We start from the raw sequence: 16680 nt of genomic DNA, 5'->3' as shown, positions 1-16680 counted from the left end.
ATTTTGTGAGAAAAATTTTATCAATTTCAAAGAATTATGACGTAAAACTAGACTGGACTTCGGCAAACCATAATTATGGTTTTGCGCGTAGCGCACCATAATTACAAGATTCATGGCGTCTCCATGGTTCACGACGACACTGGTGAATCTCAGCGCAGGATTTCTGCCTTGGGCGAAGAGGCCTCTCTACCAATCTCCGCGATCAGCGGCGGTCCCGTATTGCTGCGGCGTCTCTGAGCGCGAGACCAATCACAGCGTCCGGCTGAGTAAGAAAAACTTCCGCTGGTCTACGAGCCTCGAGACTAAGCAGATCCTCGTGCTCGGCGATACCGGTCTCGGAGAGTTCCTCCGCCAAATCACGCAGACTCATGGACCCTCGTAAGCCATCAAGCCAGTCAAAACGTCCCCATCCTCCTGCATCTTCGGCCGGACGATAAGAGGGAATTTCGCTTAGCGCCAAGAGAAGTGCCGGCAGCTTGGGATTTAAAGACCCGTCCTCAAGAAATTGAAACGGCGGGTAATAAAAGCAGTGCTCCTTGTCGTCCCAAATGCCCAGCAATTGCCCCGTCGATCGCTTTTTGGCGGGATCATCACCTTTGAAAGAGTGAGTGGATGGCCACGCCTCGGTCCGTGCAAGCTCAAGTATGGTGTCACGCCTATGCTTGGCGACTTGCTCAGGACTGGCCAGGTGGTGGTTGGGACTGCTCATCGTGGGGTGGCCTCTATGGTTCCTAACCTTACTCTTTCCTGGCCTTGTTCGAAGGCATTGTTTGAACGGGGGCGGCTTTGGGGCCGTTTGAATCAGGAGCTCCAGCCGCTCCGTAAAATCCGAGGCAGTTTGTCGGCGAGTCCGGCGAGAATGCGGCAGATTGTTGGTCGACAGTGAGTTCGGCAACTAAAGATGTGATTTGGCAACGAAGTGAGTGCAAAGTTGTGATCCGGCATCAAAACGAGAACCTGTGCCGCGCTGAAACGTCCATACCTTTGGCCGCGCCATAAAAATCAGCGTGATACGTGCGCGTGTAAGCAAACTTGTGATTATGCGGCGGAATTTCCAGGCCCGGGACCCAAAGTTGTGATCTGGCAGAAAGTGGTTCAAAACGGGAAAAATTTGGGAGGCTCCTGGTGCCGGTTCACAGCTTTAGTTGGGGAACCTCCCGTGGCGATCCATCTAATAGGTATCACTGATACGTGGCCGGCGTGGGTATATATTTTTGGTAGCTACCGTAGCTACCAAGGAGTCTCGTATGACTGCTACCGCCAAGTTATTTATCACCGGACGCAGTCAAGCCGTCCGCCTGCCGAAAGAGTTTCGCTTCCAGGGCTCCGAAGTCTTCATTCGTCGGGACCCTCAAACGGGTGACGTTGTGTTGTCGGCGAAGCCCGCGTCCTGGAAGGAGTTCTTCGAACTGGCCGATCGCACCAAGCTCCCGGCCGACTTTATGGACGATCGCGAAGACCGGCCTGCCGAAGAAAGGAATCTGTTTTGAGCCGCTTCATGCTCGATACGAACATGGCGAGCTATGTCATAAAAGGACATCCCCCCGCAGTCCGTAAGCGACTAGAGACAGTGCCTTTGGACAGCATGGTCATTTCGACAGTGACCCAGGCAGAGCTACTTTATGGTCTAGCCCGCAAGGGACATCCAGCCGGCCTTGCCACGGTCATTCGAGAGTTTCTGCTGCGCGTTGAGGTCTTGCGCAGGCCGCCACGGTCTACGGTGACTTGCGAGCTTCCTGTACATCGGCCGGCATTGTTTTGGGCGCGATGTGTCTACCGCGCTCCAAATGAATGCGAGAAGTTGTTCGGCATGACACGCCTACCTAACAGCTACCGCATCGGGTTTACTCGGTTGCCAACCACCACCAAGCGCCCTGAAAGCGGCGACCGCCGCGCGTACCGATTCCGTTTGCGCCTGCGCTCGCTCATCAGCGGCGCGTAGCAAGCTTTCGTCGGCCTGCAAGCCTTCGATCAGGCTGACCACACCTTTCGATACGCGGCCAGCATTTCCGCTTGTTGGCCTTTGGCCTTTGGCCTGCTGGATCTGCGCATTGATGCGGCCGAAGTCGAACAGGCACCAGCGCAGGCCCAGTACGCCGGCGGCCTGGTTGGCGCCGCCGGTGAACAGATTGCCGCCGGCCATGGATGTGGCGCTGCCGATCAGTCCGCTCAACGAAAGCTTGGGGTAGTACTCGGCAACAGCGACACCGATACGCGCATTGGAGGCAGCCAATACGCCGAAAGATCAGCATTTTGCTGATGGTGAGCCCTAAGCAAAACTCTTTAGGATGGCGTTCCGGATCTTGGTGAATCTACGGCGGCCGCCCTTGAAGCAACACGACCCCTCCGAACAGTCAGCCCTGGATTCTTTGCCGAAGGAACGAGGGTCTCCAGCAGCTTCCGGCAACGGCTCATTGCTACAGCGGCAAGAAAATACGGCAATGACAGATAGCCCCCGTCAAGTGGCGCAACATCAGGCCCTAGAGAGACTCCAGAGCGGGCCTAGACAAACGGCGCAACGACGGTCTCTGGAAACCCTGCAGCGGGCATCTGAGAATAGCAGTCCTTTATCGGCCGCCGGAGTACCCAGGAGTCCCGGTCCGTTGCAACGCAAAGTCGCGGTCAAGACCGCAGAAACGAAAGCGAGTGATAAGGTGGTGCAGGTGGAGGTTGAAGCTCGTGGTCCGGCAAAGGATTTCAAGGAGGGTTCGTCCGCAAAGAGCATAGGATGGAATGGAGTCGAAACATACGGTGCCCATGTAAAAATCAACGGGGTAGAACCGATCAACTCAGCCGAATACAGCAATAAATTTCTTGTGGCGCAAGCGGGTCACGTCCTTGCGGAACAGAATGGTGGTGACGGCGAGGACAAATACAACGTATTTGGGCAAGACGGTGGCGCGAACAATGGGCCGTATCGCACAGATTTTGAGAACCCCATGAGAAGAGCTGTGGCTGCCGCAGAAAAGAAAGATCCGGAAACCACGGTTAGATTTGTGGCCGTTCTCAAGGGTAAAAACATCGTAAATGGCCCACTGAAGAAGGTGTCGAAAGAACTGGTGTTAACCAAAGCCGAAGACAATGAATACCCATTTTCATCAGATTCCGATTCGAGCGATGATGACGCGCCACTCGCTGCGGCGTCCGGGGGGAGGCAGAAGCGACCAAGCCTCGGACGTGGGAGAGGAGGAGCAAGAGGCGGACGTGGAGCAGCAGCCGCGAGCGGAGCAGCAGCTCAATCAGATTCCGATTCGAGCGATGATGACGCGCCACTCGCTGCAGCGTTCCAATCAGATTCCGAATCGAGCGATGATGACGCGTCATCCACTGCAGCGTCCGGGGCGAAGCGGAAGCGCCCAAGTGGAAAAACAGGTGGGGCAAGAGGCGGGGCAAGAGGCGGGCGAGGTGGCGCAAGAGCCGGGAGAGGTGGCGCAAAAAGAGGGAGTAAGCGGGGAAGAAAAAAGTAAAGGATAGGAGCAAGGGGCACAATATTATTGAGCGTGCAGTGAGTATCCTGCCTTCACGCAGCATGAGTTCAAATGCCTCGAAGATATTCTGTGTTCTCAAACCAGCATCGACTGCTGAGCGAAGATACCTGCCATCGCGCCCTGCCATGATGCCGTGGTGACCGAGGGCATGAGGGGGTTGGCTAGGTCGCCGGCGGCGTAGATGCCGGGCATGCTGGTTTCGCGGCGCTCGTCGACCTTGAGGACAATGCCGAGGGGCTTATCGACTGTGGCGAGGCCCAGTGATTCATGCAAGCTTGCGGACGGCTTGTTGCGCGGATGCGCGAACAAGATGTCGACCGCGACAGCTTGTCGGTCCAATCGTGGAATAGCCTGATTTGATTGTGCGACTGCGGACCGGACCAGACGAGGCCCCAATGCTTGCCGGCGACTACCGATGGCGTGCTCGCTGTCGAAGACTGGGCGAGCGCAGCGCCGTGAAGCCAGATGGACTCCGGCCGCGTGGCGCCTCCTTAATTGCGCATAATGTATATTATGTAAAATTGCAAAACGAGCTGGCACGCGGCTTAGTCAGGCCTTTGGGGTTCGTGACTTGTCTCAACCGGAATCCGTGCCTAGCCTGTCATACCCCCGATAACAGTCCCTAGTCGTCTTGGCTGCCAAAGCGACGCGTTGATGTCATTTCAGGGCTCACCAGATTGACGGCCAGAATGGATCTCGACTCCCTTCAACCCTGTTTCTTATAAGTCCATTCCTTGAGTCCAGTCACCCTATTCCAAGCCGATTCCTCGCACGGCCCGTTTTGTGTGGAGGGACAGACGGTTCGCTCGTTCGTGGACTTCTTGGCAATTTTCGTCAAGCCGTAATCCAGTTCTCTGGGATTGAGGAAAATATTGATCACCTTCAGCTTGTTTGTTTGGCTTGCAGCGGCGATCACGGCCCCCGACATGGAGGCGCCGCTCAGATTGGCCTCGGTGAAATCGGCACCCAACAGGCACGCGCCGGTGAACACCGCACGCTGCAGGGATGTGTTGTTGAACTTGCAGTTGAGCAGGCATGCCCCGGCAAAATTGATATCGTCCATCGCCTTGGCGCTGCTGAAGTCTACGCCGGCGAGGTAGGCATTGCTGAAGATCGATCCATGGAGCGTTGCGTTGCTCACGGTGGCTTTGTTGCCATGGAAAATCGCGGAACTCAGATTGGCGCCGTCCGCCCCGCCGCCCTTATTGAGATAAGCCTGCGAGAATTTGGCGTTGGTCAAATTGGCGTAACTCAATTCTGCCCGGAGTATGCCCGCCGTCGCGTGCTGGATGGTATCCAGCCGGGCCGATTCGAATGTGGCATAGCTGAGCTGCGCGCCGGTCAGATTGACGCCATGCATCACCGCACTCGTAAAAATGGCGTGTTCAAGAAATGCCTCGGACAGATCGGCACGCTGCAGATCGGCACCGGTGAAGTCCGGATAAGTTTCTTCTTTTTCGGACTCCGCCTCGGATGTCACCTTGCTTAGAACGATGCCGACCATGCGCGCGAACTTGAATTTCGCTCCGGTAAGGTCCGTCTCTTCTTTCACGTCAAAATTATCGGGAAAAATCGTGTATTCAGCATTGAACTTTTTCATGCTCTTGGGTCTGCCGTGGATTTTCGCCCCCGATAGATCCAGCATGCGCCAGCTCACTTCCCCAATCACCGCCAGAGGTACTTCTGCTCCGCAAAACAAGGCACGACGTGTCGTTTCATCCGGCTTTGCGTTTTTTTCTTTGTGAAATTCCGGACGACCCGAAATAGTTGCCTTGCGCAGGTCGCAACCGCTGAAATCGATCTCAAGCAAGGTCGCCCCTGTGAAGTCGACAGGCTGCTTGATCGACTCGGGCAGCGTGAACTCCGCCTCTTTGAAGCACGCCCTGGTCAAGGTTGCTTCCTTGAAATTGGCGCCAGCGAGCTTGACCTTCGACAGGCTGGCGCCGGTCATCTTGCATTTTACGAAGCTCGCGCCACCGGCGTCGGCACCGTCCAGTTTCGCCCCATTAAGTACCGCACCGCTCAGATCAGCGTTTCGCAGCGTGGCTTCCAGCAAACTGGCACCGGCAAGCTTGGCTTCCTTGAAGTTGGCATGGGGCAGGATGCATTGCTCGAATTTCGCCCCGGTCAGCGTCGCTTTTTCGAACGAGGCCCCATGCAAACCCGTTTGATCGCCGAAACTGTCTTTGGAGAACGTAGCGTTGGGAAACTTGGCGCCGCTGGCATCCACGCCATCGAAACTGGCTTTGGCGATCACCGCCCCGGTGAAGTCCGCATCATTGATCCGGGCATGGTCGAAATGAGCCGCTTCACAATCGGCCTTGGTGAAATTGGCGCGGATCAGGCGCGCGCCGGAAAAGTCCGCCTGCTGCAAGCGCGCAGCTTCGAAGGAAAGGTCTTTCGATTCCCCGCAAACGTATCTTAACGCCCTCACATAGCGCAGGTCCGAACCCTTCATCGTCTGGTGATTCCACAGTTGCACCACATCCAGTTGCCATGGCTCGTCGTCGAAGCGGCCCAACGGAGGGAGCCAGAACGTCATCTGAGCGTCGCCCTTGGGTGTCCTGGCCATCAGATAGCGATTGGCTTGACGATGCCGCAGACGGACGCTGCCCTCGGAGAGAAAATCCGGATCGAACATGGTCGCCTGGCCAGGGTACAAGACCGTGTTCATCGCTTGAACGTCGTCCTTGAGGCCGGCCACCTTGATAAAGCCGCCCGGCAGCGGTACGTCGCCCTGCTCGGGCGTGACCTGCAAGATCACGCCTGGGGCGGCTCCGCCGCCCGTATCCATGGCGAAGTACAGGGCAAACGTCATCGCCTGCGTTGGCGAGGTGGTAAACCCCACTATTGGGCTGTCCTTGCTGCCGCTCAGGTACTGGCGCCTCGGCGTCACCCTCATCGACAGCTTGTACTTGCCCTGGAACATGAGTGCAAAGTCGGCCTGCGGAGCGGCACTGGTTTCTTCGCGATCGATGCTTTGCACTCGTTTCCCCTGTCATTCTTTCGGCGGTGGCGGAATCCACAGGCTGACGGAAGGTTCGGTGCGCCCGTCCTTGCCCAGGATGACCTCGTAGTTGAGCGCGAACATATTACGCAGCAGGTCCACCGTAATCTTGTCGGCCGCTACGCTTGGCGTTGAAACCAGGAATTGGCCGTCGGGTTCGTACAGGTCGACCCGATAGTTTTGCGGTTCCGCCGAACCACGGTAGCGAAGCACGTACAGATAACCCTTGGCTTCCACCGCGAGATCCAGATAGGTGGAATTTTCCGGTTCGCGCAACTTCATCGTGGAAAGCTTCGCGCTGCCGCCGTCGGGGTCCTTGAAATAGGCCACGGGCTTACCCTCGACATCGAAGGCCTGGATGCGATCATTGCCTCCCTCCAGCACCAGTACACGGCCATCCACGCCGGAGGCAATGGCGCGCGGCCCATTGAGCATGCCCTCGCGCCAACCCTCGCCGGCGGACATCGTCGCGATCGGTGCCTTGTCGTCCGTCGTGGGCTTGACCGGCAGGCGCAGGATGAAGATCTTGTGGGTGCTGTAGTTGATGCCCAGCACGATGCCCTGCGGGTGCAGGATGTAGCGATCCATCGGCAAGGGGAAGCGCCCCCAGCTTTCGTTGCTACGGGTCGCGAAGGTCGGCGGCTTGCCGCGGTAGGTCAGCGCGACGCGGCGTATATGCATGCCGCCGGCCGGATTGTCCGCGGCATGGAAATTTCCCCTTGTGGCATCGGCGAAGAAATTGCGTCCGCTGCCGTCCTCAGGGCTGGCCAGGTCATAGAACACGCCCGGTGCGTTGTTGAAGCCGACCGGAGGTGTCGCATAGGCACTGCCTGGGTCCTCCAGCGTGGAAAGATTCTGCAGCGTGTACATGGATTGATTGGTCGGCGCTTTGCTGGCGTCGTCAAGCGGCTGGTTGAGGCCCGTGGCTTGCCAGCTGTAGGCCATCATCGCGGGTCGCTGAGCCGTGGTAATGGACAGCAATCGCTGTATCGATTTTTCCGGGTGAGGCGACGGGGTGGTTGCGGTAGCCGTCGGCGGCGTTTTGGTCGCCAGCCAGTAATACGCGCCCTTGGCCCGATCGTAGGCAATCTTGGAGGCATGCCTGTACACCGACCAGGTGCCCAGCGGCACCTCGTTGGTGGTGATTTGCAGTCGATTGATGACCAGGGTCGATCCGTCGGTACCCTTGGCATCGAGCCACGGCGACTCGCCCTGCCCGGCCTGCCAGCCGTTTTCGGCGTAGAAAAACACATACACCTTGAGCCTTCCGCCGGCCGGCACCTGGGAGAACTTCACCTTGATCGGGTTGCTCCAGGGCGGGCCGTTCTTCAGCTCGAACACCTGCTTGGGCAGGGTCGCACCCTTGTCGTAGACCACGCTCACGGCATAGGTCTTGGCCAGATCCGGGAAGCGCTTGTAGCGATCGTCCGGGTGCAGGGTGACTTCCAGATCGATAGCCCGCGTAATTTCCGCGTTGAACACCCACGGCGACGATGCCACTTCAATGCTGGTTTGACACAACTGCGCCGCGGTAACCGCCGTGTTGACGACCGTGGCGAACACGTTGAAAAAGGGTACCGCACGCTGTGCCGCACCTTCGGCCACTTTCTTGAGCAAGTATTGGCCAAGCGCCGTGGCGGGCGACAGCAGCATCGGGCCCAACCTGATGGCGACGTCCTTCACGGCGCTCGAGGGATCTTGCGAGGTACCGATGTAGGCCGCCGAGCTGCCAGCGACCAGAAAGCCGGCCACCGTGCACACGGCAAACAACACTTCCTTGTTCGCGATCAGGTCGACCATGGTCTTGGAATTGGTCACCGCCGTGCCGGCGATAAGCAAAATCATCGGCACCGCCATCTCGGCCACCACGGTGACCGCCACACCCACCGGGCAGATCGCGGTGTCGTAGCTGCCGCCGCTGCCAAGACCGCCGAAATACACCTGGATGGTGCGCGCATTCTCCGGTACCGGTATCGAGATCTCGGTCGGATCAGGCGGGATCGGAATGGCGAACACCGTGCGCACGGGCGACACCAGGTCGAGGAACTTGGTGTTGGGATCCTGCTGAAAAATCGGGCGCAAGCCACCGGGAATCTTTTCAGACCAATTCTTGGGCTCGATCACCTTGCCGGTTTCGTCCAGGTAGCGCACGCAGGCCGAGAGATGCCGCAACCATTCGTTGGTGCACGTTAGCGTCAGCGTGCCGTAGGCGCTGTCGTCGGCGATGGTGAACGGACGCACGCCGGTGCCTCGCTCCCCTGCTGCGCCGATCCCCAGCACGCCACTGGGCGATGCACCCAGCTTTTTGGCGCTGATGGTAAACGTCATTGCCGTGCGCAAGTCATTGAGCCGGAAGGTACCGGTGGCGCTCGCCTCAGTCGATACCGGCGGTACGGTCGAAGCGCCGCTGAACACCGCCTCGAACTCCACCTCCTTGCCCTCTTCCACCGTCCCTTTCGGGACCAGCTGCGCGCGCAGCAAGCCGTTGGCATACTCGGGCGTGGATAGCTGCACGAACACGCGGCCGGCCAGCAACTCCTTGACCACCTCCGAACTCAACGCGGTCGGCGCGGGATCCGCGCTTAACCAGGTATCGGTGGTGTTGAACACTTGTTGCTGTGGAGCAGGCGCAAAGCGCAAGTTCGGGTCGACCGACAGTCCGCTGCCGGGCGTGCGATTGGCAAGCGACCACTTGTACGGTCCGGCCGCGGCAACGGCCTCTTCGGCAGCAAGCAAGGTCGCATGCGGCGCCGCGCCGTCGCTTGCTGAAGCTGCGTAACTATCCGTGGTCTTGCCGTACTGCTGCGTCCATTTCACCCCGCGCAGCTTCTCGTCCTGCTTGACCCACTTGACCGCCAGGGCCACCGTGCCACCCAAGGCGCGACGTACGTTGGGATGAAGGATGCGGGTAAAAACGGGCTGGCCTTTGTCGTCGGACAAAGCTTCGCCATCGGGCCCTAGCGCCCGCTCCGTCTTGATCCACCTGTCCCCCAGTTTTTCGATCTCGTATTCCAACTCGCCCGTGTGGTTCAGCGCCGCAGCCACCCACTTGTTGACGATGTAACCGGGCATCTCGTCTTCGCCGCCCTTGGCGTCGAGATAGATGATGTCCGGATGGGTAAATATCAGCGCCTCGGCAGAATCGACGGGTGTTTGCCAAGCGCTAAGGTCCTGGGGATACAGATCGGCGGCCTCGCCATCGGTCTTCAGCAAATGGGCGAAACGCGCCAGCTTCGGATGAACGTCCGGCGACGTGTCACTCTCGCGGATAAGCTGGATGGCCTTGCGCAGGCCCCGGCGCGGCAGATGGATACCCATGTGCACCGTCTGCTCGGCTATCACGCCGTCCACCATGGTCGGTCGCGTCACCTCCATCAGCGCCACCGCGTCGGTGGGTAGCCGCACGTCGATGTAATGGGTCAGATCCCTATCGGAGGCATGCCGCAGGAAACCATGGGCTTGACGCGCCTGAAGGCGGGTTTGTTCGTTGTGCCGCTGTAGCGGAAAGCGCTGAAGACACACATTCAAAGTAAGCTCTTGCGACGCTTCTACCTGCGGCAAGCTGAAGTGCATCAAGTGTGCTTCGGTCGATCGAGACTGCCAGGTCGTGCTCATGCGGATTCCCCCTTGGATAACGTTGCGTTGCATCCTGTTCAAGCTTGCAACACGCAGAACACGCCAATGCATCAATGACTTAAGGCGCCTTGCCGGCGAGTTGCACCTGCTTATCCGTTTCAGGATATGGCATCGGCCTGGTCGTTCGGAGCTCCTCGCCAAAAAGTGAGACACAGGGTTAAGTCGCGTTTTTCAGGCGATAATGCAACGCATGCATTTGGACGAAAACGTCGGCTGCGCTGGCTCACCGCCTTGCGACCTTAAGCCAGGCTCAAAAAGGACTCTTGGGTGGCCTTACCGAATTCAGACCGCGCTTACTCCGAAGCGATCAAGCAGGCCCTGGTTTCCCACCATCGGCAAGACGCCTACGCATCGATTAGGCGCAACACCGATGCCAACGCTCCCTTGATCGTTCGCCAAAACTTCAGCGTGGCCAATGAAGCCGTGGGCCTGCAGATGCTCGCGTGGAGCGACTACGTAGGACGCATACTCGAAGTGCCGCTGTCATGCGCGCAGGTAGCCAACGGTTTCCGCGGGGAAATCGATACCTATGCGCTCAAGGACATGGTTTATCTGGACAGCCGCACGGACCCGATGTCCCAAATACGCACCGCCGCGCGCATTTCCCGCGACAGCATGCGCGACTACGTTTTTCACGTTGCCGCGGAGGGGATTGCCGAAACGGTGACGGGACCGTCCCAGCAGCGCAAGTCGACGCAATTCATGCCCGGCATTCTGGCGCTGGACATGAATCAGACCATGCACATGAAACGCCCTACGCGCGCGCGCGTATTGGCGTTTTTCTTGCCGCGCGCCGTGGTTGAGGAGGCGATTCCCAACGCCGAGTCGATTCACGGCGGCATCGTCGCTTACACCACGCCATTGACCTACCTGCTTCGCGAACACCTATCGGTGCTGTGCCGGGATCTGCGGACGATGAACGATACGATGGCGGCAAGCCATTTGCAGACCTGCGTGCAACTTATTTTGGCCGCCTTTCAGAAGCAGGCACGCTTGAGCGATAGTGCCCGCGCCGCCGCTCGCGCCGCCATGTTGTGCCGTATCAAGGCTTACGTGCACAACCATTTGTATTCCAACGAACTCTCGCCGGACAAGATTCTCGGCGCCTTTCCCCTGGCCCGTCCCACGCTCTACCGGATGTTTGAGCACGAAGGCGGCCTGCACGCGTACATCCGCAATTGCCGTTTGCGTGAGGCCGCCGAAGCATTGCTCAGTTCACCGTCATCGAGAATGACTGATATGGCTTCAAAACTTGGCTTCAACAGTCACCCTGACTTTACGCGCGCGTTCCGTCGGGCTTATGGGGTGGCCCCGCTGGAATTCAGGGCGATGGGACTGCAGTGGCTGCGTGGCTGACTTCCAACTCCACCATCGCTCGCAGGTTGGATTGGATTGCGTCGGCTCTATTAGCCGGACCCGCCGCCCCGCTTTTTTGGACCATGCCACGAACACATTCGATCGTCGGAACCGAGTGTCCGTGATTTTCCGAGGCTTAAACTGCGAGCTGGCTTCAATCATGAGCTCGGACAATACGTATCCGGCAGCAGCCTCATGCGCCACCCTCAAACATGGACATGATCGCCGTTTCGCCCATCCGGTCGAAATCGTCTGGCACGCTGATTTGTCCGGCCAGGAAGCCGAACCGCCTGACATGCGAAGGCTCTGGTGCGTCGAGGGCGATCACCTTCACCATAGGCTTGCCGGCCTTGGCGGTCACGAACGATTCGCCTTTTGCCGCTTGGCCCACCAGCCTAGAAAGCTGGGTCTTGTGGAGCTTTTGTCTGCACGCAGCTCAATGGCAAACACCTTCTTTCAGCGCCCCTGACTACGACTGAGCGGCCGAGCGATTTCCTGAAGACGACGAACGACCGGCGCAACGGTGGCCCTGCTGGCACCTAGACCTCGCGCAACCGTGCCTACCTGTGCCGCGACATCCAGTACATCCTCGACAATGCGGGCAGCTTCGCTCGAAGCTATATGGTAATAGCCCGCCAACCTCGCCAGATCGTCACGTGTCGGGTCTCGCGTTGTCCCTTCTGCAAAGCTCATCGTGTGATGGCCAGCTGGGCCTTCCATATAAGTTAGATCGTACGCGGGCGACAAATCCCACTGACGGGCCTGGTCCAGGACGAATGCGAAGTTCTTGGAGTGATCGTCGCGTACGCTCATTGCGGCATTGAACACCGCGCGGCTGTAAGCCTCGCGGTAAGACGTCTCTGGAACGGATAGTTCTCCCATGACTTCGGCGATGTGCGCATAGTCCAAGCCCGCGCCCCGGTGCGAAAAATGGATCAGGCCGCCGAGGGAGTGACAGAAGATCCGGGTGCTGGGTGTCCGATCGAAACGTCGAGTGGCGAAGGCGGGCTTGCCATGAATATCCATCAGCATGCTGTCCATGACACGCAGTCCCGCTTCGCGGGCGCAATCCATGTAAGCGCGCTCAAGGATGGGCGCATCAGCAGGCTCGTCCCGAGCGGCAAACTTGATCAGCCATGAACTGAATCCGCTCTCCGGAACTCCAACGGTTACCCGCGCACGCTGAAGGTCGTCCGACAAATCCACCATGACTTTGGGGCGGGCGCCTTGGGGTGAACTTCCCGCCCTGAGCAGTTCATTGGAAACGTCTTCAACGTGTCCTTCGATGGCGGCCTCGACGTCCTGGCCAAGCGCGTCAAGCGTCAATTCTTGATCGTGGCCATCCGCGATAACCGGGCGGAACGTTAATGCGCCCCACGCACGGTTACCTAGATAAGCCAGGCGCACGGCAGGAGAAATGTGCTGTGGCTTGATCGCCAACCGCGCAAAGGCCTTGTCCATGAGATAAAGCCCCCATCCATCCGGCAGCGTGTCATTGAGCATGCCGGGCAAGCCCAGGTATTCCCGCGGTAACGAGTCGGCTCCTCGGGTGGACCAGATCGGCCTGGTCAACGGCATGGAGATAGGAGAAAGTGCCAGTTGGTTTTTTCGTGCGAATTCACTCCATTCGAAATAGCTCTCGCCTGTTTCCACTTCATAGTTGAGCCGCCCGACGAGGACAGGCTCCGGAAGATGCTCAGCCCATATTTCGAGTTGATGGTTTTTCGCTTCTAGCCACGCTTGGGAAAAGGTCATCGCCCCTCCTCTGTCGTGGACCGTATGCGTTTGCCGTGGAGCACACTCGTCGAGCCGAGTTCCCAATACCGCTCCTGAGCCCGAAGCGTCGGGAAATGGGGCGATTCCAACATGCGCAAAAAATCCACTCCATGGCCAAGCACCAATAGCAGGCGGAGCAGGTTTTCGTAGGAGACATGCTCTCCCTTCTCTACTGACTTGATCGTTTGAACTGACACGCCTGCCCGCTCAGCGAGATCCGACTGACGCCAGGAAAACGCCATGCGTTGACGCCGCAAACGGCTACCGATCTCGCGGGGAAAATCCATCAAGGAAGGCGGTTCGCGCCGACGTCCTGAAATCATTTCACGCAGTGTTTTCATAGGCTTACGTTAGATTTTTGGCTAAGGTATGTCAAGAGATACCTAGTATAAGGTATCAAATAAGATACCTTATGCCCTGCGATCCCATAGCCGCGAGGATGTCCGGGCGCGAGGCCCTATGGATCAATGGAAACGATGTCAATGGACATGGCCTTGATGGCGCGCATCAAGCAACACCTGCAGCATCCATGGGCCGACCGTGCACCTGAAATGAAACCGTAGGCGCGCGACATTTCGAGCTGAGTTTCTGGCTTCGAAAGGATCCACGTCGTGGTCGAGGCTCTGTGCAATTTATTGCAATATCTTCATGGACTTACACTATTTTTTTGACGAGATATGTCAAGAAATGACTCCCGCGCCAGAGCGGCCCTTACCAGCTGCGGAAACAGTGTCTTGGCGTCATGGATGCTAAGTCATGAAATCCGACCAGCCTTTAATGAGGCCCATCCTTATTAAAGGAAACGATGCCAGCCTTTAATAAGGATGGGCCTTATTAAAGGTAAGCCCCGGGAATGACGGCCATGAGGGTCACGGTAGCACCCTCGCTATCCAGATCGCTTCGCCTATGGGGCGGCATCCGGCAGAAAGTTCATGGCAACACCATTGATGCAATAGTGCAATCCCGTCGGCGGCGGGCCGTCAGGGAACAGGTGCCCATGGATAGCCGCGAGCGCGCACTGCTGACAGGTCTGGTGAATCGCTATGGGAGCGGCGTGCCCCACGTTTGAGCGCCCTCACCACCAGGCTTGGGCGCTACAAACTGCGCGAAAATCAAACAAAGCCGTTTTGCATCACGCCCAGGATGCTTCCCGGCGTAAAGCGAGGACAGAAGCCGTCCATAACCCCAGGCTTGCGATGAGACCCGAGAGCACGGGACCCACGGCCGGTGAGAGCAAGGTTCCTACGATCGAACCCGCGATCAAGGTAAGGCCAAGCACATAGAACAGCTTGAAGGGGATGGCGAAAGCCATGGGTAGAAAATGCAGGCCGACGACCAAGGCCATGGCGGGCACCACCCACTCGGGATGACCTATGTTTTTAACGATGTTGATGGCAACCAGGATGCCAAAACCCTCTCCAACGCTGCTCCACATAATCACCTTGCTAGCTTGCTTCGTGGGCTCATGAATTGCTGGCAAACGTTGGCGAACTCGAAACGCGTAGACTAGATAGGCAGCCAGTATCAAAACAGGTACAGCTTCCAACACCCCGTGAGTACCGCCCAACAAATTGACCGTCACCATCAAAAAGATGGTACCGGCGATGCTCATTATGATTGCTCCCCAAAATCCCACTGTCTTCCCCTTCCCTTGATTGTGATCGGATGATCGACGCTTTGAATATCCCCGAGTAGCGCCGAATCGTGTCGCCATTATGGGTACCCTACCAAGCCACCGCCAGTGACAGCTGTCAAACCGTTGCAGGCGGAATCAAGCACCTTCGCATCATCGCCCCTGCCCGCTGATTGCCCAGCAGTGCTTCAAGCACACCCACAGCGGCAGCACCAAGCGTAAGATCGGAGCCCTCGCGCACTCACTACAGTCTTGAGGGCGGTCTTATGTCCCTTCTTCGTTACGCAGTTTCAGCAAGCCTGGCGGTGGTTGCCATCATCGCTACTGGCCTTCCCGCCCGTGCCTCGCAGGATGCGCCGAAACCGCAGCAGGCATCCGACCTTTCCGGCGTACGCGATTTCGACTTTTTCATCGGCAGTTGGCGCACGCACAGTCGACGACTGAAAGATCGCCTCGTCGGCAGTCACGACTGGGAGGAATTCGACGGCACGATCCGCTCGTTCAGTCTTATGGGTGGATTGGCGAATGTCGACGATACCGAGTTTGATACACCCGAAGGCATCTATCGCGGCGTAGCACCGCGCGCTTACGATCCGAAGACGGGATTGTGGGCGATCTGGTGGATTGATGGCCGCAATCCCCATGGCGCACTCGACCCGCCGGTCAAGGGCCGTTTCGTGCACGGCATCGGTACCTTCTACGCCAGCGATACACTGCGCGGCAAACCGATCAAGGTGCGCTTTGTTTGGTCGCGGATCACGCCCACCACTGCGCACTGGGAGCAGGCCTACTCGGGTGATGGCGGCAAAACCTGGGAAACCAACTGGATACAGGATGTGCGCCGGATCAAGTGAATCCGAGCCGCGCGACTAAACGCGTGGCATAGCTCCGTGAGCGCTTCGCGGGCCCCTAACCTACGGCCTTCGATGTAGCTCCGAGGAAGCGTCCAACGATTTCCGGCAGCATCGGATCGACAGGGAGCGTGTAGTGGGTGGTATTCGGCAAGATTGCGAGTTCGTTTGCGGACCGCAGGGAACCGTCGATCCCGGCATCGCGCTGGCCGCCTCCCAACGCCTTCCAGAACTCGACCATGTGTTCGGGCCGGATGGCGTCAGCGTCGGCAAAGACCAGCAGTGTACGCGCCTGAAGCTTGGCGACGCCGGCGCTCCAGTCGAAGGGGCGTTTGGTCAGGTCGCCGACCTTCCTGAAGAGCTTGGTCCAATCGACATCGGGATAGGTCTTCCCTAACGGCGATGCCTTGACGCTAGGGCCCAACGTGACGGCGTTGGCCTCCAACTGCTTGAAGGCCGCCACCGCCTCCGGATAAAAGCCGTCCTGCCTCATCGCTGCGGACACGAGCACGAGCCGGTCGACCAGCTCCGGATGGCGGACAGCGGTCTGCAGCGCGACGTGGGAGCCCAGCGAGTAGCCCATTACGTCGGCCTTGCCGAAGTTCAGATGGCCGATCAGGGCGGCAACGTCGTCACCCATCGTTTCACAGCGCAGTGGCCTGTCAGTGTCTGGCGTGCGTCCATGTGCCTGGAGGTGGACGGCGATCACCTGCCGGCCCTTGGCCAGTTCGGCCAGATTGCTCCCGAAGCTGTCCGGGTTGATGCCACCGTGGAGAAGAATGAGCGGCTTGCCGGCGCCATGCACGCTGTAAAAGAGATGCAGGCCATTGACGTCGGCAAAATGCTCGTTCGAAACGGCGAGCGTCTCCTTGGCTTGAACGGGAAGGACCGCAGTCAGCACCGCGGTCGCCATGGCAGTCTTCAGGAAATCGC

15 protein-coding genes and 1 pseudogene are annotated in these 16680 nt (G+C 58.4%); 5 read left to right on the top strand and 11 right to left on the bottom strand.

Features of this window, described 5'->3' with window-relative positions; translation table 11 throughout:
• Positions 1–202 precede the first annotated feature (202 nt).
• The gene (locus tag QQJ96_RS06415) at positions 203–709 is read right to left on the bottom strand and encodes a hypothetical protein (protein ID WP_284331139.1); all 507 of its coding nucleotides are present in this window, start codon (positions 707–709) and stop codon (positions 203–205) included.
• A gap of 538 nt (positions 710–1247) precedes the next feature.
• Between QQJ96_RS06415 and QQJ96_RS06410 the strand changes: the two genes are divergently transcribed.
• A complete protein-coding gene (locus tag QQJ96_RS06410; protein WP_284331138.1) occupies positions 1248–1490 on the top strand; it encodes an antitoxin in 243 nt (80 codons plus the stop codon).
• An 8-nt stretch (positions 1491–1498) separates the two neighbouring features.
• Positions 1499–1942, top strand: a complete 444-nt coding sequence (locus QQJ96_RS23580; RefSeq protein ID WP_404649111.1) for a PIN domain-containing protein — start codon at positions 1499–1501, stop codon at positions 1940–1942.
• On the opposite strand, the pseudogene QQJ96_RS06405 reads toward QQJ96_RS23580, so the two are convergent.
• A pseudogene (locus QQJ96_RS06405) lies at positions 1826–2233 on the bottom strand (TolC family protein); the annotation flags it as partial. The gene QQJ96_RS23580 and the pseudogene QQJ96_RS06405 overlap by 117 nt on opposite strands.
• A gap of 370 nt (positions 2234–2603) precedes the next feature.
• On the opposite strand from QQJ96_RS06405, the gene QQJ96_RS06400 reads away from it, so the two are divergent.
• Positions 2604–3467: a hypothetical protein gene (locus QQJ96_RS06400; RefSeq protein WP_284331137.1), complete on the top strand. Its 864-nt coding sequence runs from the start codon at positions 2604–2606 to the stop codon at positions 3465–3467.
• A gap of 96 nt (positions 3468–3563) precedes the next feature.
• Here QQJ96_RS06400 and QQJ96_RS06395 read toward each other — a convergent pair whose 3' ends face one another.
• The 3 genes from QQJ96_RS06395 to QQJ96_RS06385 form a co-directional block, all read right to left on the bottom strand.
• Positions 3564–3827: an FAD-dependent oxidoreductase gene (locus tag QQJ96_RS06395; RefSeq protein ID WP_284331136.1), complete on the bottom strand. Its 264-nt coding sequence runs from the start codon at positions 3825–3827 to the stop codon at positions 3564–3566.
• 367 nt (positions 3828–4194) lie between these two features.
• Positions 4195–6282, bottom strand: a complete 2088-nt coding sequence (locus QQJ96_RS06390; protein WP_284331135.1) for a pentapeptide repeat-containing protein — start codon at positions 6280–6282, stop codon at positions 4195–4197.
• A 204-nt stretch (positions 6283–6486) separates the two neighbouring features.
• Positions 6487–10110, bottom strand: a complete 3624-nt coding sequence (locus QQJ96_RS06385; protein WP_284331134.1) for a hypothetical protein — start codon at positions 10108–10110, stop codon at positions 6487–6489.
• 288 nt (positions 10111–10398) lie between these two features.
• On the opposite strand from QQJ96_RS06385, the gene QQJ96_RS06380 reads away from it, so the two are divergent.
• A complete protein-coding gene (locus QQJ96_RS06380) occupies positions 10399–11487 on the top strand; it encodes a helix-turn-helix domain-containing protein (protein ID WP_284331133.1) in 1089 nt (362 codons plus the stop codon).
• A gap of 193 nt (positions 11488–11680) precedes the next feature.
• On the opposite strand, the gene QQJ96_RS06375 is transcribed toward QQJ96_RS06380, so the two are convergent.
• From QQJ96_RS06375 to QQJ96_RS06355, 5 genes are all read right to left on the bottom strand, one after another.
• Complete coding sequence (locus QQJ96_RS06375) at positions 11681–11848, bottom strand: hypothetical protein (protein ID WP_284331132.1); 168 nt, start codon at positions 11846–11848, stop codon at positions 11681–11683.
• A gap of 95 nt (positions 11849–11943) precedes the next feature.
• Positions 11944–13242, bottom strand: coding sequence for a type II toxin-antitoxin system HipA family toxin (locus QQJ96_RS06370; protein WP_284331131.1), 1299 nt, complete (start codon positions 13240–13242; stop codon positions 11944–11946).
• Positions 13239–13604, bottom strand: coding sequence for a helix-turn-helix domain-containing protein (locus QQJ96_RS06365; protein ID WP_284331130.1), 366 nt, complete (start codon positions 13602–13604; stop codon positions 13239–13241). Before QQJ96_RS06365 ends, QQJ96_RS06370 begins: the two co-directional genes overlap by 4 nt.
• A 563-nt stretch (positions 13605–14167) precedes the next feature.
• Positions 14168–14326, bottom strand: a complete 159-nt coding sequence (locus tag QQJ96_RS06360; protein WP_284331129.1) for a peptide-methionine (R)-S-oxide reductase — start codon at positions 14324–14326, stop codon at positions 14168–14170.
• A gap of 69 nt (positions 14327–14395) precedes the next feature.
• Positions 14396–14875, bottom strand: coding sequence for a DUF7010 family protein (locus QQJ96_RS06355; RefSeq protein ID WP_284331128.1), 480 nt, complete (start codon positions 14873–14875; stop codon positions 14396–14398).
• Between the two features lie 287 nt (positions 14876–15162).
• On the opposite strand from QQJ96_RS06355, the gene QQJ96_RS06350 reads away from it, so the two are divergent.
• A complete protein-coding gene (locus QQJ96_RS06350) occupies positions 15163–15750 on the top strand; it encodes a hypothetical protein (protein WP_284331127.1) in 588 nt (195 codons plus the stop codon).
• Positions 15751–15805: 55 nt separating this feature from the next.
• Here QQJ96_RS06350 and QQJ96_RS06345 read toward each other — a convergent pair whose 3' ends face one another.
• Complete coding sequence (locus QQJ96_RS06345) at positions 15806–16660, bottom strand: alpha/beta fold hydrolase (RefSeq protein WP_284331126.1); 855 nt, start codon at positions 16658–16660, stop codon at positions 15806–15808.
• Between the last annotated feature and the right edge of the window lie 20 nt (positions 16661–16680).

This window comes from Dyella flagellata (assembly GCF_030160275.1).
GTDB classification, from domain to species: domain Bacteria; phylum Pseudomonadota; class Gammaproteobacteria; order Xanthomonadales; family Rhodanobacteraceae; genus Dyella_B; species Dyella_B flagellata.
This window is presented reverse-complemented; position numbering and strand designations above follow the sequence as displayed.

Bases quoted from the DNA above. Each gene is read 5' to 3' on its own strand.
- QQJ96_RS06415 (WP_284331139.1), bottom strand. From the start codon at position 709: ATGAGCAGTCCCAACCACCACCTGGCCAGTCCTGAGCAAGTCGCCAAG.
- QQJ96_RS06410 (WP_284331138.1), top strand. From the start codon at position 1,248: ATGACTGCTACCGCCAAGTTATTTATCACCGGACGCAGTCAAGCCGTC.
- QQJ96_RS23580 (WP_404649111.1), top strand. From the start codon at position 1,499: ATGCTCGATACGAACATGGCGAGCTATGTCATAAAAGGACATCCCCCC.
- QQJ96_RS06390 (WP_284331135.1), bottom strand. From the start codon at position 6,282: ATGGATACGGGCGGCGGAGCCGCCCCAGGCGTGATCTTGCAGGTCACG.
- QQJ96_RS06385 (WP_284331134.1), bottom strand. From the start codon at position 10,110: ATGAGCACGACCTGGCAGTCTCGATCGACCGAAGCACACTTGATGCAC.
- QQJ96_RS06370 (WP_284331131.1), bottom strand. From the start codon at position 13,242: ATGACCTTTTCCCAAGCGTGGCTAGAAGCGAAAAACCATCAACTCGAA.
- QQJ96_RS06365 (WP_284331130.1), bottom strand. From the start codon at position 13,604: ATGAAAACACTGCGTGAAATGATTTCAGGACGTCGGCGCGAACCGCCT.
- QQJ96_RS06355 (WP_284331128.1), bottom strand. From the start codon at position 14,875: ATGAGCATCGCCGGTACCATCTTTTTGATGGTGACGGTCAATTTGTTG.
- QQJ96_RS06350 (WP_284331127.1), top strand. From the start codon at position 15,163: ATGTCCCTTCTTCGTTACGCAGTTTCAGCAAGCCTGGCGGTGGTTGCC.
- QQJ96_RS06345 (WP_284331126.1), bottom strand. From the start codon at position 16,660: ATGGCGACCGCGGTGCTGACTGCGGTCCTTCCCGTTCAAGCCAAGGAG.